At 54.5% G+C, this 22,900-nt stretch carries 12 protein-coding genes; 6 read left to right on the top strand and 6 right to left on the bottom strand.

Annotated features, from left to right (window positions below):
* Positions 1–67: 67 nt before the first annotated feature.
* Positions 68–2,338: a carboxy terminal-processing peptidase gene (locus tag QET40_RS11720; RefSeq protein WP_280127357.1), complete on the top strand. Its 2,271-nt coding sequence runs from the start codon at positions 68–70 to the stop codon at positions 2,336–2,338.
* A gap of 99 nt (positions 2,339–2,437) precedes the next feature.
* Here the strand turns inward: QET40_RS11720 and pyk are convergent, their stop codons facing one another.
* Entirely contained in the window at positions 2,438–3,862 is a 1,425-nt protein-coding gene (gene pyk / locus QET40_RS11715; protein WP_280127356.1) for a pyruvate kinase, read from the bottom strand.
* 137 nt (positions 3,863–3,999) lie between these two features.
* Here pyk and QET40_RS11710 point away from each other — a divergent pair, with 137 nt between their 5' ends.
* Complete coding sequence (locus QET40_RS11710; RefSeq protein WP_280127355.1) at positions 4,000–5,238, top strand: competence/damage-inducible protein A; 1,239 nt, start codon at positions 4,000–4,002, stop codon at positions 5,236–5,238.
* A gap of 104 nt (positions 5,239–5,342) precedes the next feature.
* Here the strand turns inward: QET40_RS11710 and QET40_RS11705 are convergent, their stop codons facing one another.
* From QET40_RS11705 to QET40_RS11685, 5 genes are all read right to left on the bottom strand, one after another.
* Positions 5,343–16,751 carry an autotransporter-associated beta strand repeat-containing protein gene (locus QET40_RS11705; RefSeq protein WP_280127354.1) on the bottom strand — a complete coding sequence of 3,803 codons (11,409 nt, stop codon included), beginning with the start codon at positions 16,749–16,751 and terminating at the stop codon, positions 5,343–5,345.
* A gap of 991 nt (positions 16,752–17,742) precedes the next feature.
* A complete protein-coding gene (locus QET40_RS11700; protein WP_280127353.1) occupies positions 17,743–18,144 on the bottom strand; it encodes a (deoxy)nucleoside triphosphate pyrophosphohydrolase in 402 nt (133 codons plus the stop codon).
* Positions 18,141–18,647: a metallophosphoesterase family protein gene (locus tag QET40_RS11695; protein WP_280127352.1), complete on the bottom strand. Its 507-nt coding sequence runs from the start codon at positions 18,645–18,647 to the stop codon at positions 18,141–18,143. The genes QET40_RS11700 and QET40_RS11695 overlap by 4 nt, the downstream gene beginning before the upstream one ends.
* A gap of 9 nt (positions 18,648–18,656) precedes the next feature.
* Positions 18,657–19,640 (bottom strand): RsmB/NOP family class I SAM-dependent RNA methyltransferase, encoded by a 984-nt coding sequence (locus QET40_RS11690; RefSeq protein WP_280127351.1) that lies wholly within the window; start codon positions 19,638–19,640, stop codon positions 18,657–18,659.
* 7 nt (positions 19,641–19,647) lie between these two features.
* Positions 19,648–20,604 (bottom strand): ROK family protein, encoded by a 957-nt coding sequence (locus QET40_RS11685; protein ID WP_280127350.1) that lies wholly within the window; start codon positions 20,602–20,604, stop codon positions 19,648–19,650.
* A gap of 280 nt (positions 20,605–20,884) precedes the next feature.
* On the opposite strand from QET40_RS11685, the gene QET40_RS11680 reads away from it, so the two are divergent.
* From QET40_RS11680 to folE2, 4 genes are all read left to right on the top strand, one after another.
* On the top strand, positions 20,885–21,505 hold the full coding sequence (locus QET40_RS11680) for a TraR/DksA C4-type zinc finger protein (RefSeq protein WP_280127349.1): 621 nt from the start codon (positions 20,885–20,887) through the stop codon (positions 21,503–21,505).
* Positions 21,506–21,539: 34 nt separating this feature from the next.
* Positions 21,540–21,713 carry a 50S ribosomal protein L33 gene (gene rpmG, locus QET40_RS11675; RefSeq protein ID WP_280127348.1) on the top strand — a complete coding sequence of 58 codons (174 nt, stop codon included), beginning with the start codon at positions 21,540–21,542 and terminating at the stop codon, positions 21,711–21,713.
* A 36-nt stretch (positions 21,714–21,749) separates the two neighbouring features.
* Positions 21,750–21,995 carry a 30S ribosomal protein S18 gene (rpsR, locus tag QET40_RS11670; RefSeq protein WP_280127347.1) on the top strand — a complete coding sequence of 82 codons (246 nt, stop codon included), beginning with the start codon at positions 21,750–21,752 and terminating at the stop codon, positions 21,993–21,995.
* 92 nt (positions 21,996–22,087) lie between these two features.
* Entirely contained in the window at positions 22,088–22,891 is an 804-nt protein-coding gene (gene folE2 / locus QET40_RS11665; RefSeq protein WP_280127346.1) for a GTP cyclohydrolase FolE2, read from the top strand.
* The last annotated feature ends 9 nt before the right edge of the window (positions 22,892–22,900 follow it).

The following is a 22,900-nucleotide window of genomic DNA, read 5'->3' as shown; positions in this document are numbered from 1 at the left end:
ATACATAAACCTGCCTTGTAAACGTTATGATAGCCGCGCGTGGCGTCGGCAGCAACAAGATACAAGCATGGTTTTTCCCACAATGAAGATACAGCTCAAGAATTGGGTTCGCAAGGTGGCTGGGGTGGTTCTCGTCGGCCTCATGGTGTCGTCCTGCGCTCAGGGGGCAACGGATTTTAATGATGTCGGTAAACGAATGTCCATTCTTTTACAGAGCCTCCATTTTTCCAAGAAGGAGTTCAGCGACAAGCTTTCCAATGACTTTTTGGATATGTACCTGAAGCGTCTGGATCCCTCCCGCATCTTCTTTACGAAGGAGGATGTGGATTCCCTGCGTTCCCGGTACGGCAAGGAGCTGGATGATTATTTGCTTTCCGGTGAAGTGATGAAGGCGGCCTTGCCGTTGTATACGTTGTATTGTCAGCGGGTAGAGCAGCGTATCAAGTACGCCGAAGAACTTTTGAAAAAAGATGACTTCAAGTTTGACCGCAAGGAATACGTTGCCCGTTCACGCCGCAAGGTAGAATGGCCCAAGGACGAAGAAGAGATGAATAAAGTGTGGCGCGACATGGTGGAGGAGCAACTCCTCTCCGAAATCATGCGGCGTGAAACGATCGCCCGCCTCGCCAAGGAACAGAACAAGCCCGACCCGGCGGCTTCTGAGAAATCCCCCAAGGAAAAGCTTTCCCTCCGCTATGACCGTATCCTGAGAAACCTCAAGGAATCTTCCGATGAGGAAGATGTGGCCAATGCTTTGCTTAGTGCCGTAGCCTTGGTCTATGATCCTCATACGGAGTACATGAGCGCCCGTGAAACAGATCGCTTCAAGTCTTCGATGGGTGGATCTCTGACGGGAATCGGCGCCCTCCTCGGTCAGGAGGACGACGGTGCCGTCAAAATCAATGGTATCGTCGTCGGGGGGCCTGCGGACAAGAGCGGGGAACTCAAACTGAATGACCGTATTGTGGCCGTCGACAGCAACAACACGGGAGAGATGACGGATATACTCTTTATGCGTCTGGACAAGGTTGTTGACATGATCCGGGGCAAGGAAGGGTCTACGATTCGCATGAAGGTGGAGCCTGCCAGCAATCCCGGCCAGGCCAAGATCGTGACGTTGAAGCGTTCCAAGGTCGAGCTCCGTGACGAACTGGCCAAGGGCGAAATCCTGGAAATGAAGCAGGACGACGGCAAGATCATCAAGATGGGGGTGTTGACGCTCCCGTCGTTTTACGCCGACATGGACGGAGGTGACCGTCGTTGTGCTACGGATGTGAAGAAGATTCTCCAGCGCATGGTGAAAGAAGGGGTCGAAGGGCTGGTGATCGACTTGCGTAACAATGGCGGCGGTTCGTTGGAAGAAGTCCGCCTGATGACCGGTTTCTTTACGGGCAGTGGCCCGGTGGTGAAAATCAAGGATTCCCGCGGTGAAGAGGCAACCAAGGACGTGTGGAACAAGAATCCCCTTTTCAAGGGTGAAATCGTTGTTCTGACCAACAAACTCTCGGCATCCGCCTCGGAAATTCTGGCGGCGGCCCTGCAGGATTACGGGCGTGCCGTCATTGTCGGCGACACATCCACCTTCGGGAAGGGTACTGTCCAGCAGCCGATCGAATTGGGGCGTTTCCTGCCGTACTTTTCCGACCGTAGCCGTGCCGGGATTTTGAAACTGACGACGCAGAAATTCTACCGTGTAGCGGGCGGATCGACCCAGCTTAAGGGAGTCGTCAGCGATATTGTACTGCCCAGTGCGACAGCCGCTTTTGAAGTGGGCGAGGACAAACAGGACTACGCCATGCCGTATGATCAGATCGCCAAATCCAAGGATTACGTCAAGGACAAATGGATAGACTCCGTCCTCCCGAAACTCCGGGAAAGGAGCGAAATCCGCGTGTCCCGTGACCGTGACCTTCAGATCATGAAGGAAGAGATCGAGATGGTGAAGAAGCGTCTCGCAGAAAATAAACTTTCTATCAATAAGGAAGAAAGAGAGAAGGAAAGCAGCGAACTTCTGGCTCGCCGGAAGTCCATCAATGAGGAACGTAAAACGCGGTTTGCCGAAATGGCGAAAAATGATGCCTCGCGTTATAAGATCTACCGTTTGACTTTGGATGATGTCAATGCGGGCAAACTGCCGCAGGCCGATCCGGAGAAGGACAACGAACAGTTCATGAAGATGGCGGAAAACCCGACGGATCAGCTGGACGATTCTCCGAAGTATCCCTCCGGTCTGGATCCCGAACTTCGCGAAAGCCTGAATATCGTAGCCGATATGGTAGATATGAAGAAGGGGGAATCCCTCAGTAAATTGGAACAAGAACCCGCCGCAGGGAAGTAATCATTCGTTTTACCGATCCCGACCAATCAAAAGCTTGTTCCGTCAACCGTGCGGAACAAGCTTTTTTTGAATTACCGTTGGTGGTGCGTTTTACCGGGATTATTGCCCGACGCGCATGTAGATGATGGAATCGACGATGAGTTCACCCTGCAGGGAATCTCCGACGATGACCAGCGGCTGACCGTCCTGCACGTAACCTTCTTTTTTCAGAATGTCGATGGCTTGGTGGACCATGAGGGATGGATCTTTGAAGAAAACGAGAGGGAAGGCAGTGACGTCGCGGGCCAGGGCTAGGCGCCGGACGACGATGGGGTCGTTGCAGAAGGCGAAGATCGAGGCTTTCTCTGGCCTGAGCACGGCGGCGTCGATGGCCATGATTCCTCGGCGGGTGAAGATGACGAGGTTGGCTTCGTCGATAGAGTCGGCCAGGTCGATAGCGGCGCGTAGCGTCTTCTGACGGTCGTTTTTCAGGATGGCTTCCGAGGAGAAGTGGCTATCTTCCTCCCGCTCCATGCGGCGGGCGATGGAGTCGAGCATTTGGACGCAGCGGACGGGATAGAGACCGACGGAAGTTTCTCCGGAGAGCATGACGGCATCGGCCTGTTCGAAGATGGCATTGGAAACGTCCGTGACTTCGGCTCGTGTCGGGGTCGGCTGTGTGATCATGGATTCCAGCATGTGCGTGGCGATGATGCTGCGTTTGCCGAGCCTGTGGCATTGCCGGACGATGTCTCGCTGGATGACGGGCAGTTCCTGGATATTGACTTCGATGCCGAGGTCCCCGCGGGCTACCATGATGACGTCGCTGGCACTGATGATGTCGTCAATGTGGCGGATGGCCTGCTGGTCTTCGATTTTAGCGATAATCTGGGCGTTTCCTCCCAGGCGTTCAATGTGATCCCGGAGTTCGGCGATGTGTGCGGCGTTGCGAACGAAAGACATGGCTACGTAATCGACGTCGCATTCGACAGCCAGTTCCAGGTCGGCGAGGTCTTTCTCCGTCAGGGCGGGGAGGCGAAGGGCTACTCCGGGGAGGTTGATGTGGCGGCGGGAACCGAAAACGCCTTCCGTCATAACGGTGCAGACAATGCGGTCCGGCATGATGTGGTCGACTCGCATCAGGAGTGCTCCGTTATCGACGACGATAGTGTTGCCTTCCTGAACATCTTCCAGAAGGCCGTCGTAGTTGACGGTTGTAGAGTAGGGCATCCCGGGGGCGGCGGAAGTCAGGCGGATTTCGAGCTGGTCGTTTTCCTTGAGGTGATAGGGTTCTGGCAGTTCTCCCGTACGGATGGAGGGCCCTTGCAGGTCGACAAGAATAGCTATGTTTGCCTGATGCCGTTCCGCTTCCAGACGGATGGCGCGGATGAGGTTGCGCACCCACTCGTGCTTGCTGTGGCTCATGTTGAGACGGAAAACGTTGGCTCCCGCATCAATGAGCTGGCCGAGCATGTCGCGCGATTCGGTGGCTGGTCCAATGGTGCAGATAATTTTTGTGGAGCGTTTGTCGGAAATGGTGTTCATGATGGCGAAGTAGTGAAGGTCAAAGTTTCCTTCACTCGGATTATGGCCCAGGACAAGGCGAGGATAAAGATTTAATTTTTCCATTTCGGTCGGTTGAAGCTGTTGCCACCTGCGATTCTGGCGTGCATAGTGTCGGTATGGGAACATGTACCGTAGAATTGGTGAATACCGGCACGGAGTTGTTGCTGGGCAATGTTGTGAATACGAATGCCGCCTGGCTGGGGCAGAAGTTGTTTTCGATCGGGTGGCGTGTTTCCCGCCAGACGGTGGTACCGGATGGAGATGCCATTTTATCTGCCTTGCGCGAGGCGTCTGCCCGGTCTTGTGTGGTACTTGTGACCGGGGGGCTGGGGCCGACGAGCGACGATGTGACCCGTGATGCTCTGGCTGCATTGTTCGGCGTGGGAATGAAGGAGGATGGCGAGGTTGTCCGGAGGTTGCAGGACTATTTTGCTTCCCGGAATCGGGACATGGCTCCAGGCAACCTCCGGCAGGCCATGGTGCCGGAAGGGGCGGAAGTCCTTTGGAATTCCCATGGAACGGCTCCCGGATTATGGATGCCGGGCAAGCCGGAATCATCCCTGCCCGATGTGGTGCTTTTGCCCGGTCCCCCACGTGAATTGTTTTTTATGATGGAGGAATATGTATTGCCTCGCCTGAAAGCCCGTTCGGGGGGGGCGCATGAGCGCATGATCAATGTAAAGACGGCCGGGATCGGAGAAAGCGATTTACATGAACTGGTGGATGGAGGACTGGCTGCCGTTCCCGGGTTGGAATGGGGATATTGCGCCCGTGCCGGGGAGGTGGATGTCCGTCTGATCGGGCCGGAATCTGCGTTGGCTTCTGCTTCGGAGGTTTTGCAACTGCGATCCGGAGAATATATTGTATCTGATGACGGGGCATGTCTTGAGGAGGTCCTGGTGCGGGAACTGGCTGCGAAGGGAAGAACCGTAGCGACGGCGGAAAGCTGTACGGGCGGTTTGATTGCGAAGCGCTTGACCGATGTTTCCGGGGCATCGGGGGTGTTTCATTTCGGCTGGGTGACCTATGCCAATGAGGCAAAGGAAAAAGAATTGGGGGTTTCCTGTCAGTTGTTAAAAGCCTTCGGTGCCGTGAGCGAACCTGTTGCCGGAGCAATGGCCGAAGGAGCTCTGCATCAGTCTCACGCCGATTTGGCGGTTGCCGTTAGCGGTATTGCCGGTCCCGGTGGAGGAACTCCGGAAAAACCGGTTGGTACCGTGTGTCTGGCCTGGGCTCGCCGGGGCGGGGAAACCCTGGTAGAGACGCGTCATTTCCCGGGAGACCGCGATTTTTTCCGGCAATATGTAGCTCAAACGGCATTGGTGGGCCTGTTGAGAATCCTGCGGGAGGGCTAGGGCCTTTCTAGCGCAATGTCTCGAAGGAAGGGCTGGAAGAATGTGGAGGCTGCCCTGTCTCCCGACAGAGCAGCCCCCGGTCTTTCTCTTTATTGCTTCCGATATCAGAAGTTGTACCGGTAGCCTATGCTGCCGTTGATCGTTGTCATCCGGGTCCGGATATCAGCGTTGGCTTCCATGAAAATACTTCCCTGATCTCCGGTCGGGATACTCAGGCTTGTACCGCATTGAATGGCTGTCGTACCCGCTTTGCTTCCCTTGACGGTGCGTCCGTAAGCGGGGGATGCGAGGAAGCCGACAGTGCCCTCATTCCGCGTATCTCCGCAGTCCTGGGCGATTTGAAGTCTCACTTCTCCCAGGGATTCACGCCCGAAGAAGTTGCTTCCGACAAGTCCCATCAGGCGTCCCCCGAGGGAGAAGGTCGCTGTTGTTCCTTCGAGATCGCTGACATGCAGTCCGGCATTGTCCGCTCCCGATTCCGCGAAGCTGTCAAGTTTGTTCTTCATGACGGAAACGTTGAGCAGCGGTTGGAAAATGGCGGAATGATTATCATTGAGTGCGATATCGTAGGTTGCCTCGTACATGGCTCCCCAAGTCAGGCCGTTAGTGGTACTTGAGGCGATGTAGCTGTCATTTCCGAAGCATACGGTACGGCTGACCTTTGCATCGCTTCTTCCTGCGGTGACGATGAAATTGTGTCCCCATTTCCCGCTTTGGTAGCGGGCGAAGAGGTTGGCATAATAGGTATCCATGTCTCCGCTGAGATGATCGGCGGCATCTGCAGTCAGTTTGCCATAGCTGGCTGTGATGGCCATGCCCAGCGTGAGTTTTTCACTGACGTTTGCATCAATGCCAAAGGTGCCTCCCCATGTATTGAACCTGAAGCCGGCCGCGTCTCCGGAGCCGTCCAGGTTATTGTAGGTGCCGTTTGCCTGGATCCAGGTATTCCATAAGGGGAGCTCGTTGTCGAAGTCGTATCCTTCGGGAAGTCCCATGATAGTCATTCTATTGCGGATCAGCGTTTGCTGGTATCGGTAGTCGGCCTTCTGGGCTCCCATGAGGCTTGTCAGGGTATTCCCTGCGCTGGCTGCCATTGCCCGGCTGGCGGTTCCGGTCTGACCAGCCTGGATGGCATCCATCGTGAAGGCGAGGATGCGGTCCAGATTGGATCCGCTTGTTTGTAATCCGGCATTCCAGAGCATGTCGGCTCCGGCCGCGGCCGTTTCCGATTGGGCGTATTGTTGAAGCAGGTTGTCTTGCCGGCTTCCGGTCGGAGTGGCGACAAGCTTTTTGCCGCTGGTATCAAGGTGGAGCGTTGCGGTGGTGTAGAAAAGGGCGATGCTCTTTTCTAGAGTCACATTCCAGTCGCTCATCGTTGTTTCCTTACCTATGATTGTCCCGTTGGCATTCAGGAAACCTTGATCCGCATGCATGACAAGGAGATCGGGCAATGGGGCTTCCCAGCCGTCAGATTTGTAATTGACCAGCGTGACGGACAATGTCTTCGGCAGGGTGATGGTACCCATGGATACGACGCCGCCTTCGGAGTTGGGAACGATGGTACTGATAGACGAACCTTCTGCGAAAACGGCATTTCCTTCTAGAGTCAAGCTGACGGGATCGGAAACGATAGCTGCCGAATTCGATCCCAGGACGAGGGCGGCTCCCCGGTTGACAGTCAGGCTTCCGGCATAGGTATCGGCAAGAATATGCAATTCCGTCGTTGTGGCATCTGCCGTACGAAGCGCCGGGTTGCCGTCCGGTTGTCCGACATTGATATGGGCGTACTCGATCGCGTTGCTGCCTGTTTCCGGCGCGTTGACGACCATGACTCCGTTTTGGATATCAATGTTGAAATTCCTGTTTCCGGATGTATTCAGGAACTGAACGCCCCGGCCTGTTTTGAGCAGGGTTCCCGCTCCCAGAAGCTGGCCGGAGAAGGTGGCTTGCCTGTCGCCGGCAAGCGTGGCAGTTGGTGAATTCCCATCCAGCGTCAGGTTGCCCGCCCCGGAAAGTTCCTGGAACGTGGTATCCGCGGCGATGGAAGCGCTGCCTGTTCCCGACATGGAAACAAGAATATCTCCCTGGAACAGAACACCGTTGTTGGTGAAGGTTGCTCCTTTGTCGACGAAGATGATACCGTTACCGTTCAGGACGGAACCTTCCGCCAGGATGCTTTCTCCATCGGAGAGGGAGATGAAATCTCCTCCGAAGTTGAGTTCCGTTCCTTGATCCATGGATAGAGATCCGGCTCCTATGTTGCCGCTTACCGACATGGAACCTTTCTGCAGATGGATTCCTCCGGAAATAGCCGCATCGCCGGTGACGGCAAGTGTTGCCTTGCCGGGATCTCCGTTGTTGTAATCAACGATGACGGAAGTCGCCTTGAGTCCTTGTCCGACGGAGAGATTGCCTCCCGCAAGGTGGAGGCGGGCCGTGGTAAGGGAACCATTGATGATCATGTCCCCTTCGGTAATGGTCGTAAACCCTGCCGAGGTGGCGACATTACCGCCGATTGTTTGAGTGTACTTTCCTTTTTTTTCGATGGAAGCACCTCCGGAAATGCTGCCGGCGTAGGTATCATCCATGATGGATTTCTCCAGAAGGAGCGTTACTGAAGAATCGTCCCCTGTCTGGATCATGGCGCTTGTGGTTTCGCCTCGGAGATCTTTGAGCGTCATGGAGGTATTGGAAGAAAGCTCTATGTTCAGCGTTCCGTCCACTTCGATGAAGGGGAAGGAATCCAGTTCCTGTCCGGTGGTGAATGTGACTTGTTCTTCTTCCTCGATGATGTACGGCATGTTGGGATCCACTGCTCCGATAGTGATGACGCCTTGACGGATGCCTTCCAACGTGTAGCCGATAGCCTTCAACAACGGATTGAAATCAATCCTGGTGGTGTCGACATTCAGGTTTCCGTTGGTGACGAGGAAGTCATACGTGTAGTTGTTTTCCTTCTGATCCATCAAAAAGTCCTTCATGCTGGCGATTCCCAGTTGAAGATGTCCCGAAATGGACAGTTGGTCAGTGGTACCGTCCTGGAACAGAACCGCGTATTTCTTGCCTTCCATGGATGTTCCTTGCTGGAAAAGGTTGTCCATGGAGAGGGTCAGGGAAACGGAATCCAGGCTGACAGTTCCGTTAATGCCCGAGACCGTAGCTCCTGCAACGGTTTCCAAGTGGGAAATTCGCTCTCCCAGGATGCCGTTTAGCGCGACATCTCCGTCGGCGATGACGGAAACGGTCGTTCCTTCCCCGATTTGCCGGAGAGAGCCGGAATGCATGGTGACGGTTCCGTCCATGGAGTTGCCGCCCATATCGAGCGATCCGTTGTTCGTGACAGTCAGAGCTCCGGTACCCGATCCCGAGGTGGTGGAAGCGATGCTGAGGGAGGCACCGTCGACGGTCATGGAGCCTCCGTGCAGGGAAAGACCTGCGAGTGAGGCTGCCTGTCCTGCTATTGTTAAGGAGGAATCGGTGTGGGCGAGGTTCACAGTCCCGGTGAAATCGTCGAGGTTTTCCAGACGAAGACGGACGGTCGTATCCTCTGTTCCGAGGTTAAGGATACCATCACCGGAGATCGCGTTGGAGACGGTTCCGTCGAACTTGAGGGCGGCTTGGGAACTGGCGCCATTGACGGCCAAGGCGGATTGGCTGCCCAGGGCCGTGGCATTACCGAGGATGAGGGTTGATCCGTTTTGGACTGTTGTGGGGCCGGTATGCGTGTTGCCGGAATCCGGGCTGCCGGTCAGTGTGAAGGTTGATCCCTGATCAATAGTCAGGCCGACATTGCCGGAGATGATGCCGGAGAAGGAGGAAGCAGCGTTTGTGCGTCCGATCGTCAGGACAGTGGCGGAATCGGAGCTGTTGGTGATTCTTCCCGTTCCGGAAAGGATGGAGACGGTATTGTTTTCCCAAAGGTCGAGTGTTCCGTTGTCACCAATTGCCAGCTGATTGGAATGGGCACGATCTACGCCCAATGCCTGGGTGTGGTTGGCGATCAATGTTCCTTCGGCAATATTGAGTCCGGGCAGGTAATTGGCGCCGCTGATCATCAAACGGCCATCGCCCGTCTTTTTGAGGGTAAATTTGGTGCCGTCATTATTCGGATCGTCCATGCGGGATATCTGTCCGGCCAGTTCAGCTTCAGCATCGGCAATGTTCTTCGTAGAGGAAGTCACATGGAATGTGTACGAGTATTCGTTGCTGGTACCGAAATGGGAAATATCGGCGTCAATAACCAATTTCCCGGCGCCTTGCGAACCATCGTAGGAAAGAGCCGTACTTCCATTCGTGGTGAAGAAGAAGCCCAGAGAGTTCGTATTGCCTTCGCCGGAGTTTGTGATCAGCATGTTTTCTCCGGTGCCTCCGGCTTGCAGGGTTTTACCCAGCAGGAGAGCGGTTGATTTGTAGTAGCCGGCGGAGTTGCCGTTCAAGTCCAGCGTACCTCCTGTCATGGAGATCTGCGTTTGTACGGACGTAGCAATTTTAAGTGCGTTTCCGGATGCGAGAACAACCGTACCTCCATTGATAGTGAGGGCTTCCGCATTGCCATTGACCGATCCGCTCTGTCCGAGGGTCAGGGAACCTGTCCCGTTGACAACGAGGCTTTTCTGTAAGGCATTGGCCCAGGACACATGGTTGTCTCCGAGGTCGACTTTGACGGCGGCAGTGGAAGAGGCGTCAATCAAATCGGAAATATCCTGGGAAGCTTCGTTGCCGTAGGCAAGGGTACCGCCGTTGAACACAAGCTTGTTTCCGGATACCAGAAGGTCGCCGGATGCATCCAGTTTCAGGATGCCGGAAGCCGAAGCGAGATTCACGGCTCCGGTGCCGAGCCCCTGCGTTGTACGCAAGGTGACGGTGCCGCCGTTGATGGTAGAGCCTCCGGAGAAGGTGTTGGATCCATTGGAGATGACGAGCTCTCCCGAATCGTTTTTGACAAGGGTTGTCTGTGTATTGGGAGCATCGGCAATGGTGCCGGAGCCCTGCCAGGTATAGCTTGTTCCGTTGCTTCCCGCCGAGTTGCTGACGGTGATGGCTCCGGGGGCGACTGTGCCTTCGATGGTGAGCGTCGAGGAGGCGATGCCGGAGAGATCCAGGAAGGTGACGGCGGAAGGATCTGAATAAGCCTTGCTGCCGTTGCTTCCCCAGCCGGTGTAGGTATCGTTAGTGCTCCATGTGCCAGTGGCTCCTCCATGCCATTCCAGGCCGGGAGCCGTTCCCAGCATAAAGAGCAGGGATTTGCCGTCCGTGCCGCCCATGGTGAGGGTGTAAAGTGTCGAGGAATCGAGGCCTGTGACGGTGAAGGTTCCGTCGATCCAGTCCTGCGTCAGAGACGTATCGGTGGTGAGCAGGGTGTAGGTGGCCTTGTCGAGACCGTTGAAGGCGGAGAGATCGAGAGTGGCGCTACTTCCCGTTTCCGTATTCAGGGTGCCGTTAATCGTGAGTGCCGTACTGCTGCCTGCGGTGAAATCGTCGGCTCCCAGCCTGATGGTACCTCCGAGCAGTTCCACATTGGCCGTGAGACTGGCTCCCGTATTAGCTGTCAGGCTGATGTTGTTCGCCAGGGAATAGGTGGCGGTGTTGCCTTCACTGGCCAGTGTCAGCACAGCATCTTTGTCCATCGTAATGTTACCGTTGAAGGCCCCTGAAGCGATGGATGCCGTACCTGTGATTCCCCCGGTGATGACGAGAGACTGGCCTTGCTTGTAGTTGCCGGCAAAATTGACGCTGCCTCCCGCCAGCGTGATTGTATTGGCATCTGCCCCAAAGGCGTTGGCATGGCCCGCGATGACGGTTCCCGCCTTGACGACCATGCCGCCGGAGAACGAGTTGTCAGTGGAAATGGTGACGTCGCCTGTACGGTTGAGGATGAGTTGGCCCGTTCCGGTGATGGAGCCTGCCCAGGAACCGGTTGTTCCTCCGTCGCCCAGTTGGACTTTGCCTCCCTCGATTTTCAATACACCTGTGGCGGTGCTGTCTCCCGTCAGGATCCAGTCTTCCGTGCCGCGTTTGACGACATTGTAGTTTCTCGCGTCGTTGGTACGCACAAATTGACCTCCGAAGGTGGCTCCTCCCTGTTGGTCGATTTCGACGTCAACCCAGAATGGTCCTGTCCCGTAGTCTCCCTGAAAGTTTCCACTTCCGGTAAGATTGCCGAGCTTCAGGGCATTCGCTTCCGATTTGAATGAATTGTCCATCCCAACCTTGCCGTCGGCTCCGATGATCAAATCCGGGCGGTAGCCGTCGGCAAAGTTTTGGGCATTGGCCGTTCCGGGTTGGAACAGGAAATAACCTTGGCTAACTTTGATGGTTCCGCTGAATGTATTTTCAGTCGATGTCAGGAGCAGGTGACGGCCACCGTTCTGTATTTTTTCGAAGGTTCCGGTTCCGGTGAGTTTGGCATCTAATCCACCATGGTTCCCTGTAAGATTGAGCTGAAGCGTCTTTCCCTGGTCGATGGACAAGATGCCTCCACTCCAGAATTTGCTGAAGAGGCCAGGCCCGGCGACACTGATTTGGGCGGTGGTGTCCGACGAGTTGGTCAGGATGCCTCCGTTGGAGAATGTCAGGGCATTGGAGATAGTCTGTCCATTCAGATCCAGTGTGCCTGTCCCGCTTAGGGTGATGGAAGTTGCCGAGGTAAGGGTATCGGCAGATGTGATCTGTACGGTACCTCCTTGAATGGTGAGGGAATTGGCGCCGATAGCACTGGCGGAGTTGAGAGTCAGTATTCCTGTTGTACCGTCAATCGTCAGGTTTTTGTTGATGGCTGTTCCCCATGAGACTTGTGCTGCCCCTAGATTGATCGCAACGTTCGCCGTGGAGGAGTCGCTGATCAAGGTGGAAATATCCTGATTGGCCGTATCCCCGTAAGAGAGAGTTCCGCCATTGAAAATCAACTTGTTTTCTGATTTTAACAAATCTCCTTCCGCATCCAGCAGGAGCGTTGCATTGGCGCCGGACAGAGTGATTGTGCCGGTCCCGAGGCCTTGGACGGCTTGAAGCTTGATGGTCCCTCCGCTGATGGTAGTGCCTCCGGAGAAGGTATTGGCGCCATTGGCGATGGTGAGTTCTCCGGATCCTTCCTTGAGCAGAGTTGTCGTGGTGGATTCTTCGGAATCGGCGATGATGCCGGTACCTTTCCATGTGAAGGATGTCGCCGTGTTATTGACAATGATCTGCGACGGTCTGACGGTACCTTCGAGAGTGATTTCGGAAGCGGTTATGTCGGGTATGTCCAGAAAGGAGACTTCGTTTCCATCCTTAAAGCTGTTGGAGCCGGCGCCTGTCCACCCCGTGTTGCCGCTGGCAGCACTCCAGATGCCGACGGCTCCGCCGTTCCAGGTGATGGAAGAAGTTCCGGATGTCTCCAGGATGGAAAGAATCAGGCTCGTATTGTTCGTGCCTCCGAATAGCAACTCGTAGGAATCTGACGCCAATCCGGATACGGAGAAGGCATCCAGAAGGCCTTGTGTCAGTGATGTATTACTTGTCAGGAGTGTGTAGGTTCCCTGCCCGAACGATGCGAAGTCGGACAGGTTGAGAGTGACTGTACTTCCCTCGGAAGCAAGACTCAGGGAACCTCCGAGAGTGAGTGTCGTGGTGGTATTGGCCAGGGCGTCCGTCGAATTCAGGACGATTGTCCCGCCGTCCAAAACCATGTTGCCGGTGAGGGTTGCCCCTGTGTCGGCCATGAGCGTAATCCCGGTACCCAGAGAATAAGTAGCGGCATCAGCCCCGCTGATCAGGCTCAAGGCGGCTCCCTTGCCGATGGTCAGGTTTCCATCAAAATTGCCCGAAGCGACGGTAGCAGTGCCGCTGCCTCCGGCGATGACGCTGATCGACTGGCTCTTCTTGTAGTTGCCGGCAAAATTGACGCTGCCTCCCGCCAGCGTGATTGTATTGGCGTCTGCCCCAAAGGCGTTGGCATGGCCCGCGATGACGGTTCCTGCCTTGACGACCATGTCGCCGGAGAACGAGTTGTCAGTGGAAATAGTGACCTCGCCGGTACGGTTGATGATGAGTCCTCCCGTGCCCGTGATGGAGCCTGCCCAGGATCCCGTGGTGCCTCCGTCGCCCAGTTGGACTTTGCCTTCCTCAATTTTCAATACACCTGTGGCGGTGCTGTTTCCCGTCAGGATCCAGTCTTCCGTGCCGCGTTTGACGACATTGTAGTTTCGGTTCAGAGTAGTACTCCTTTGGAATTGACCCGCGAAGATGGCACCTCCTTCCTTGTCGATTTGGACATCAATCCAGAATGGGCCAGTGCCGTAGTCAGCGGTAACGTTTCCTGAACCTGTTAAATTACCTATCTTCAGGGCATTACCCTCCGTGTAGTTGTCCATGGTCAGGCTGGCTCCGCTTTCGATAATCACGTCCGGACGGTAACCGTCTGCAAAGTTGGATGCGTCTGCTCCAGGGATAAGGATGAGATAACCTTGGCTGACTTTGATGGTTCCGTCGAAGGTATTATTTGTCGAAGACAGTTGCAGGTGATGGCCACCGTTCTGTACTTTTTCAAAGGTTCCGGATCCGGTGAGTTTGGCATCCAACGCACCGTGGTTCCCTGTAAGATTGAGCCGAAGCGTCTTTCCCTGGTCGATGGACAAGATGCCTCCACTCCAGAATTTGATGCCGAGGCCAGGCCCGGCGACACTGATTTGGGCGGTGGTGTCCGACGAGTTGGTCAGGATGCCGCCTGCCGTGAAGGCCAGAGTCTTGGAAATTTCCTGACCGTTGAGGTCGAGCGTGCCTTTTGCTCCGATGTTGACCCGGGAAGTACTGCCCAGGGCATTGGCATGGTTGAGCTTGAGTGTGCCTCCGAGGATATTGGTTGCGGAGGTATAGGTATTATCGCCGGAGAAGGTGACGGTTTGCGTTTTGGAGGCATCCGTGTTTTCTCCGATGTTGAGGGTACCTCCGCCGGCAAGGACGGCGCTGATGTCCCATGAATTGGTGTGGAGCAGGTTCAGTGTACCGTCGTTTTGGAGAATGCCGGTATGCAGCGTGCCGTTTCCGGTGATTTTGAGATTGACCTCTCTTTCGATCAGGATGGTGCCGGTAAAGGCGGTATTGTCTCCTGTCAGGATATAAGCTTGGTTGGTGCCTCCCGATTTATTACGGAAAGTCAGGGTGGCATCCGTTCCCGCTCCGGCGGCGTTGGCTATGCTGCCGGTTAAGGTAAGAGTTCGTCCGTTCGCATTATTATTTTGAAGGATGATGCCGCCGTTGGGTCCGATGAGGAGTTTGTTGCCCCACGTCCAGGTGCCGGATGATGTCTTGCCTCCTCCTTCGGTGCCGTAGTTGACGCCCAGCGTACCTCCGTCCAGAGTGACGGAGCCGGAACCGATGCCTCCGGTATTGCTCCCAGGCGCTGTATTCCAGAGGGCATACAGAGAGGAATTTTCAGTAATGATCCAATTGACGGAAGGGATGGCGCCTGACGCGGTATCGAGGATGGCGAGGCCTCCGCCCGTCAGGGTGATGGTATTGGTTCCTTCGCTGCCGAAATAGCCCCTGTTGGCGTTTGTCGAAATGCCGATGCGCAATATCTTGCTGGCGGCAATGTCCCATGTCTGGCTTGCGGTGACCATCAGGCTTTGGATGATGGCTCCGTTACTGAATTGCGAGAGAACAATCCCCCCCTCTCCGATTTTGAGTGCATTGCTGCTGTTTGCCGCGCCGGATTCGTTCGTGACAATACGCACCAATGCGTTGGTCTCGTTGGAATTGTCCAGTTCCAGCCTGTAAACGGCTAAAGAAGCTTCCTGTGTGATGGCGGCTTCCTGGGAAAATGTCCCGGAGAAACGGATCGTATTGGTTGCGTCAGGGACAGTACCTCCTTCCCAGGAGTCTGCGTTGTTCAGGGAAGTGACGTTATTGGCTTTGATAATAGCATCACCGGTCAGGGAAGGCAGGGAGGGCAGGGTGGCGGTACCGTAGAGGGAGCCGTCCTGCGTAGGGGCGTAGCTTCCCGTGTTCCAGGAGAGGTTGGACAGGAAGCCGTAGGAGAGCAACCCGTCGATGCTTCCGACGGAAAAGGCGTCCGTCAGGGTGGTCCCCCCCCCCCCGGCAAGGGCTTCCCCGATGAGTTGGCCGTTGCGCCAGACGTAGTACCCAGCATCGACTCCCTGAGTATTGCCGTCGGCCATGTATGTAATGCGGAGATCGAGATTCTCGTTGCCCTGGCTGCTGGAATAAAGCAGTGTGTTGTTGCTTCCCCAGTAGATGCCCGTGTTTGTGATCGTCAGGAAACCGTTGCCGGTTTCCCCGTCCCCCAAGGACATGACCATGCCGTTGCCGGAGACGGAATAGAGCTGCATGCTGGCTTCGACGGTGAAGCCTGTAGAGGCCGCGACCTCCCAGCCGGTTGCCGTCAGGGAAGCGGTAGATTTGTACCCGGCATTGATAAGAAGTCCGGAAAGTCCGGAATCGGGATCGCTATATGCTTGCCATTGCTCTGCTCCCGAAATTGTGAAATGCTCCTGATGGTCGAGAGTAGCAGTCATCCGGTGGCTAAAGGTGGTTGCCGCCTTGCTTTCCAAACCCAGGGTTCGTTGCCCGATGCCGAGAGCTCTCGCAAGGTTGCCGGCGACGATGAGTTCTCCCTGTTTATTGGGATGTGCTCCTGCGTTGTCGTAGTGGACGCTGCTTGACGTGCTGACCCCGCTTCCGACATTGCCGTAGGAAACGTTGGATGTTTCGGTCGACCAGGTCTTGAGGGCTTCTGCCAGTTCGGCATTGAACCCGTCGCTCAGTCCGTAGGTCCCGTTGTTGGACGCGGTCGGCAGAAGTCCCATGACCAGGACGTTAACGTTCGGATTGTACTCTTGGTAGGCCTGGACGATCGAGTGGATGTTCCCGATGACGTCGGCATTGGTATAGGCGCTCGTGTTGCCGTCGGGCCGGGAAATAGCGGTTCCGTTTTTGACTGCAATCAGGTCGTTGATCCCGATCATCAGGCAGACAGTGTCCGGTTTATTATCACCATATTTGGAAGCATACGTCGGTCCCGCGTATGTTTGAAGGTTTCCACCGTTGTAAAAGGTGGTTGGACTGCCTGTATGGGGGTTGTCGAGTCCGAGGAGGTTCCAGACCGGTGCTTCGTAGGGACGTGTGCCGGGATTGTTGTTGTATCCCCTATTATCTTCTGGAATACCGGACCATGTATAAGTTCTGGCGCTGGCGGCAGCTTCGTGTGTAGGATCGAAGTTTTGGTTTCGGTAGGGGGCGGATACGACATTTGCCCCGGTTCCTGTCGAGGTTACTTCTCCTATTCCCATGGGGGTATAGGCCACGCCGTTATCGACAAAATTTTTGAACAGGGAATAGCGGTAACTGGGTGATCCGGGCGTATGGTCTACGCCTTGCCAGTGGCCGCCTTGTGTGATGGAATCTCCGACAAATACGATATTGCCGGGAGAGGGGGACGTGGTGGCTGAGTAGGCGTTGAATACCATTGCATTCAATAGCATGGACGCGAGTAAAAGAGGGAGGCGGAGTTTCATGGTTTTATTGGGAGTGAACGTACAGTTGCACGTTCACTGGCGGGGTGTCAATGTAAACCCTGATCACTCAAATTGGCTGGAACACTCTTTGATTGTATATATAATCAACTTATAATCAGATGTTTATTGGATTGTTTTCCGCGTTTGTTTGGGGGTGGTCTTTTTATTAAGAGGTGAACTCCTGTTTTGATTTGATATAAAATATTGAAATACAATATATTGCGTAGATAAATAAGGTGGGTTTTGGTTTGATGTTTGGTCGGGAAATACTATTTTGATTGATGATAATATGCTTAATATCAATCAAAAATGTGGTTGAATAAAATAAGGGATTTCACAAGGGAAGAAATGGAACAAAGAAATAGGGACTGCTCCGTCTCCCGACGGAACAGCCCCCTGTCTTTCTCTTTCTCTTTTCTTTGTTTCTTCTGGTTTCAGAAGTGGGTCGGTAGTCTGCTTTTCCGTTTTGTATACGGGAAGCTCCTACAGTTTCCTAAAACCTGTTCCTGAGAGCCGTGCGGCTCAGATCAAGAATAAAGGTTTCCCCTGTTTGTTACCACGGTGACATGATGATGACTGGGGTTAACAATGGGAACCGGTTTCTTCCTTCTTGCTTCGCTACCGGGATATTGGGCGTAACCGCGAATGAATCACAGAACGCCCAATATCCTGCAGCGTAGACGCGAGCGATAAAAGCCAGACATCATTGCTGTGTTAGGGAGTTGGCCTACTACTAGTGAATTCTTTTCTTATCGTCAAGATAAAAAAGTATTTTATGTGAATATTTTTTTTCTGTGGATCAGAATGTCACGGTGGTGTAAAAAATAATATAATATGCTTATTGTAAATAATAAACGATAATACTTAATGTGCTTATCGGTGTGCTCGTGTGTTCTTTTGCAACGTGAAAATATGTTATTTTAACGTTTTTAAATACGATTTTTTGTGCAAGGGTGCGGTTTCCGGTGAATGATTTTCCGGTGAATTTGGATTAGATTCCGAGGTAGTCATCAAGGACGGGCCGATCGGCGGGAGCCCATGGCAGAGTTGCCAGGTGCTGCGGGGAGAGGAGGGCAAGAGCCGCGTGTTCACGGCAGGCCGGGAAGGGTGAATTGGGGGCCAACTTGCAAATAAAGGGGAAAAGGCGGACGGCATGGGTTTCGTAATCATGCTCGTGGGGAGGCAATGGAATGAGCTCTGAGATTTCGCATCCGAGTTCTTCCCGGATTTCCCGGATGATCGCTTCTTCGGCACATTCGCCCGGTTCCAATTTGCCTCCGGGGAATTCCCAAAGCCCGGCGAGATGGGAATTGCTGCCTTTGCGGGCAGCCATGGTAATAGTGCCGCCGATTTCCGTATGGATTTCGAGGAGGGCGCAGCAGACGTCGATCATGGATGGAAGGTCAGGGGATGGATGGTGAAGGTTTTTGCCTCCGTGTCGAGAATGCCGTAGGAGGATTTGCCCGATCGGTTGCCGACGACTTCACCGGGATTGGCCAGGATGCAGGAGCCGATGCGTGAAACGGCCGCCCGGTGATCGTGACCGTAGAGAACGGCATCGTACATGCCGCTTGCTGCCAGTTTCCCTGCATGGTGGGGGTAGTGGGTAAAGGCAAGTTTGAAGTTACCCGAGGTAAGTTTGCCGACTGATCCCTGAAGGGTGATGTGGGCGGCCTTGGATGCGACCATTTGAAGCCCGTATGCTTCGTCGTTGTTGCCATAGGCAATGTCGACGGGAATCCCCCGGGTTGATTCGATCAGTTCATGCAGGGTGGAAGGTTCGCAGATGTCCCCCATGCAGACGATGCGGCCGCAGTTGCGTTCCCGAATTTCTTCCAGAATCAGAGCCAAATTGACCGTGTGGTCGTGGATGTCGCTGATGGCTGCAATGAGCATGTTGCCATGCTAGCGTTCTCTGACGGGCCAGGCAAGTAACTCTTCGGGAATTTCCGGAAGCCGGGAAGGAATGGAACCTTTTTTGGCGAGAAGGCAGGTGAATCCCCCTGCTCCCAGGCCTGCCGTAGGTAGAAGACGGTAACAGGGGAAAGGGGCTGATGGTACTTGGAAGCGGGCCAGTGCCGGGGTTTCGACGGCGTACATGTCCTGGTTGCGCTTCAGGAGCCAGGCGACGGTTTTTTCATTTTCTTCCGGGGCGTATGTACAAGTTGTGTAAAGCAGATGCCCCCCCGGAGAAAGTGTTTTCAAGGCACACAGAAGAATTCCTCTCTGGCGTTTGGCGTTGCCGCTGATCGTGGATGTATGGAAACAACCCGGATTGGGGATGCCTTTGGCGAGCATGGAGTGCCCGCTGCATGGGGCATCGACCAGAATGAGGTCGAAACATTCCGGAGCCTGTGCCGCCCATTGGTCTGGCCGGAGGCGCTGGGTGAACATGTGGAAGAACCCGCAGCGAGATAGATTGTGGCGCATGATGCCCAGGCGTTTGGGATGGATTTCGTTCGAAATGTGCAGACCGGGGCGGAGTCTTGCCTGAGCCAGGATGCTTTTTCCGCCCGGAGCGGCGCACATGTCCAGGCATCTTTGCGGGGAAGGGAGTTGTGAGAGTGGGGCGGTTTCCCAGACGGAGGAAAGATCCAGCGGGTAATAGTAGCCTTCGGCATAATCGCCGGGCGCACCGCAGGAATCTTCGTCGCAGGGAACCGTTTCATTCACGGGGTAGATACCTTCGCCTATCCAGGGGGGGATTTCCCCGGAGCCTGTTTGGGCACCGGGAGGAATATAGCCTTCCGGGGCTCGCGGAGTCAGGACGAGCGCTCGACGGGAGGATTGCCCTTGTGTCAGGCAGACCTTCAAAGCTTTTGCCTCATCCGGGGGGATTCCCAGGCGGGAGATGAGGCGGTCCTCCGGGGTGGGGGCGTCTTGTCCCATGGAAGGGTCAGGCGTTTGTTTCCCCGGAGAATGTGTCGCGGGCCAGGCGCGCTGCCCCGATGATGCCGGCTTCCGTGCCGAACATGGCGGGGATGATCTGCAGGTGCTTGATGAGCGGTTCCGGCATTTGCTCGCGCATAAATGTTTGCAGGGGATCGAACAGAAGAGCCTTGGCCTTGGAAACGCCTCCGCCGATGACGATGACTTCCGGATTGAAAAGGTAGCAGCAGTTGATAAGAGAGCAGGCGAGTTTGCGGGCGATGTCGTTCCAGATCTTCAGGGCGATTTGGTCTCCGTTGAGAGCGGCTTTTTCCAGAGTAATCGGATTGCAGTCCACAATGGTTTTGTCCTGGCCGTGAGAGGCGTACATGGAACGGGCATCGGCGGCGAGCTCCTTGTTGCCGATGTAATCTTCGAGGGATCCGCGGTTGCCATAGTGACCGAGCCGTCCATTGTAGTCGATGCTGGTTTGTCCCAGTTCTCCGGCGGAACAGGTTGCTCCGCGCAGGAGAGCCCCGTTAACGATGATGCCGCTGCCGACTCCGGTACCCAGGGTTAGACAGATGGCGTGTTTTTTGCCGCGAGCCGCACCGAGCTGCCATTCGGCGTAGGCCATGCAATTGGCGTCGTTTTCTACACAGACAGGAAGGCCGGTAGCGGCCTGGAGCAGATCGCGGACAGGGATATTGTCCCATCCTGCGACATTGGTAAGCGTAAAGACCGTTCCTTCATAATGGTTGACGAAGCCGGGCATGCCCATGCCGATAGCCGAGGCTTCCGGATGGCTGGCGCGAAGCATGCCGACGAACTGAGAAATGGCCTGAATCAATTCCTCCGGGGTTTCATACTCCTGAGTGGCGATGGAAGGTGCCTGGGCGATCACCTGGCTTCCGAGGACGACTCCTAATTTAATAGAGGTGCCTCCAAAGTCGATACCGATGGTTGGAATTTCATTTTGGCTCATTTCTTTTTTCCATACCAAAAAATATGCCGGGAAGGAAAGCCGAAAAAAGAAATGCTGCCGGCTTTGCCGCATTCTCCGTGGAATAGACCGGCAGGCTGGCAGAGATCATAACGATTCTTCTTGAACCGGAGCAAAAAAAACATATATCCTTCTCAAAGCTGGGTTACGGAGAGCTCCGTTCCCGTGCATCCATCCTTCAGGAATCCGGCGCCCAGGCTGGTTCCTCCCAAAAAACAACTTCTGGAAAAACGCCGTTTCATCGGCCGCGAATGAACACACTATGAAAAAAGAAACTCCCCAGTCTTCTTCCGCCCACGGCGGGAAAAAGAATTCGGTTGCCGCCGCTCCACCCGTTGAGGCCGTAACGGCCGCTACGGTTAAGAAAGCCCTTTCTCCGGCGATGATCAAAGCTATGGACGATCTGAAAAAGGACGCCAAGTGGATGAAGTTCGTTGAAAGCCAGAAGCAGCATCTTCTGGATCTTCGGGATAATATTCTGGATTCCATGAATGGCGTTGCCCGGGAAGCTCTTAAAACGCATCCCGAAGGAAGCGAGGCTTCCGGTTCCGGAGAACACCAGGCCGATGCCGGCAGTGATGCCTATGACCGTGATTTCGCACTGAGCCTTCTTGCCAAGGATCAAAACGCCCTGTCCGAGATTGAAGAAGCCCTCAAGCGCATCGAAGTCGGAACGTATGGAATTTGCGAAATGTCCTACAAACAGATCCCGATTTTGCGTCTGAAAGCCATTCCTTTTGCCCGGTTAACAGTTGAATGCCAGGCAAAATGGGAAAAAGAAAAAGGCCGCGCCGTCAAGTTCACGACCCGCGATGCCCTGGGCTTCGCAGGCATGCAAAATGATCCGGACTTTACAGTTTCTCTTGACGAAGACGAGGAATAGTGTAAAAGCCTTTTTCCCGAAACTTATATTCATCATGCCTAGAGACATCATCATCCTCGAATGCACCGAGGCCAAAGCCGAAGGAAAGCCGACGTCCCGCTACGTCACCACGCGTAACAAAAAGAGCCTGCGTACGCCTAACCGTCTGGAAAAGATTAAGTATAATCCTTTCCTGAAGCGCCGCACTCTTCACCGCGAAATGCGCTAATCGTATTCCTTCCGGTTTACCCCAATCATTTTTACTATGTCTACAGAACCTAAGACTGTCGAACGCCGTATTCGTTTTCGTCGTTGCAACCGCACGATGCCGCGCCGTCGCCACGATATTCCCGTTGACCAAATCAATTTTCTGAACCCGGAATTTCTTTCCAAGTTCACGTCGGAAACGGGCAAGATCCTGCCCCGTCGCGTGACTGGCGTTTCCGCCAAAATGCATCGCAAGATCACTCGTGAGATCAGGAGATCCCGGGCAGTCAATCTGCTCCCCTAATCTTTTTCGGTGATCTTTCGGTAGAATTATTTGTCTTTAAGGCGGGAGTCTGTCCGAATCATCCGGGCAGACTCTCGTTGTATTTCCTTTCGATGAGTCCGATTCAAAATCTTAGGGATACCCAGGCGGAAAGAGATTCCCGCAATATCTCCATTGACCGGGTGGGAGTGAAGGGAGTTCGGTATCCCATTGTCATCAAGGACAAGGAAAACAGAACCCAGTCGACCGTGGCGACTCTTTCCCTGGCTGTCGATCTCCCTCAGGAATTCAAGGGAACGCACATGAGCCGCTTCCTGGAAGTGTTGCATAATCGCGGTCCCCAAATGGATGTTCATTCAGCCGTTTCCCTGCCGAAAGAACTGCTGACCCGGTTGTCGGCGAGCCGTTCCCATGTGGAAATGTGCTTCCCGTTTTTCAAGAGCAAGAATGCTCCCGTCACGGGGATTCCCGGGTTGATGGATTATGAAGTCTGTTTTGAGATGGAAGCCGTCAGGGATCGCTTGATCGATTTCATCCTGACTGTCCGCGTTCCCGTGACGACGCTCTGCCCTTGTTCCAAGGCGATGAGTGAACGCGGTGCGCACAACCAGCGCGGGATTGTAACCTATTCCGTGCGTTTTGCGTCGCAGCCGATCTGGATCGAAGATTTGATTGAATTGGTGGAATCCTGTGCCAGTTGCGGCGTGTTCAGCATTTTGAAGCGCCCCGATGAAAAGTGGGTGACGGATCACGCCTATGAAAATCCTGTATTCGTGGAAGACCTTGTGCGCAATGTGGCTATGAAAACGGAACAGCACTCCGCATTCAGCTGGTATCGGGTGGAAGCTGAAAATTTCGAGTCCATCCATAATCATCAGGCGTACGCCGTGATTGAAAGAGTGTTGGAAAAGAAGTAAACTGCGGTC

Origin of the sequence: Akkermansia sp. N21169 (assembly GCF_029854675.1) — a bacterium.
In the GTDB taxonomy this organism is placed as follows: Bacteria; Verrucomicrobiota; Verrucomicrobiia; order Verrucomicrobiales; family Akkermansiaceae; genus Akkermansia.
The sequence above is the reverse complement of the archived record's forward strand: the minus strand, read 5'-3'. Positions and strand labels throughout refer to the sequence as shown.

What these genes read in the sequence shown, in the direction of transcription:
- rpmG (WP_280127348.1), top strand. Translation starts at nt 21,540, where the DNA reads ATGCCTAGAGACATCATCATCCTCGAATGCACCGAGGCCAAAGCCGAA.
- QET40_RS11690 (WP_280127351.1), bottom strand. Translation starts at nt 19,640, where the DNA reads ATGGGACAAGACGCCCCCACCCCGGAGGACCGCCTCATCTCCCGCCTG.
- pyk (WP_280127356.1), bottom strand. Translation starts at nt 3,862, where the DNA reads ATGAACACCATTTCCGACAAACGCTCCACAAAAATTATCTGCACCATT.
- QET40_RS11710 (WP_280127355.1), top strand. Translation starts at nt 4,000, where the DNA reads ATGGGAACATGTACCGTAGAATTGGTGAATACCGGCACGGAGTTGTTG.
- QET40_RS11695 (WP_280127352.1), bottom strand. Translation starts at nt 18,647, where the DNA reads ATGCTCATTGCAGCCATCAGCGACATCCACGACCACACGGTCAATTTG.
- QET40_RS11705 (WP_280127354.1), bottom strand. Translation starts at nt 16,751, where the DNA reads ATGAAACTCCGCCTCCCTCTTTTACTCGCGTCCATGCTATTGAATGCA.
- QET40_RS11700 (WP_280127353.1), bottom strand. Translation starts at nt 18,144, where the DNA reads ATGATCGACGTCTGCTGCGCCCTCCTCGAAATCCATACGGAAATCGGC.
- folE2 (WP_280127346.1), top strand. Translation starts at nt 22,088, where the DNA reads ATGAGTCCGATTCAAAATCTTAGGGATACCCAGGCGGAAAGAGATTCC.
- QET40_RS11720 (WP_280127357.1), top strand. Translation starts at nt 68, where the DNA reads ATGGTTTTTCCCACAATGAAGATACAGCTCAAGAATTGGGTTCGCAAG.
- QET40_RS11685 (WP_280127350.1), bottom strand. Translation starts at nt 20,604, where the DNA reads ATGAGCCAAAATGAAATTCCAACCATCGGTATCGACTTTGGAGGCACC.
- rpsR (WP_280127347.1), top strand. Translation starts at nt 21,750, where the DNA reads ATGTCTACAGAACCTAAGACTGTCGAACGCCGTATTCGTTTTCGTCGT.
- QET40_RS11680 (WP_280127349.1), top strand. Translation starts at nt 20,885, where the DNA reads ATGAAAAAAGAAACTCCCCAGTCTTCTTCCGCCCACGGCGGGAAAAAG.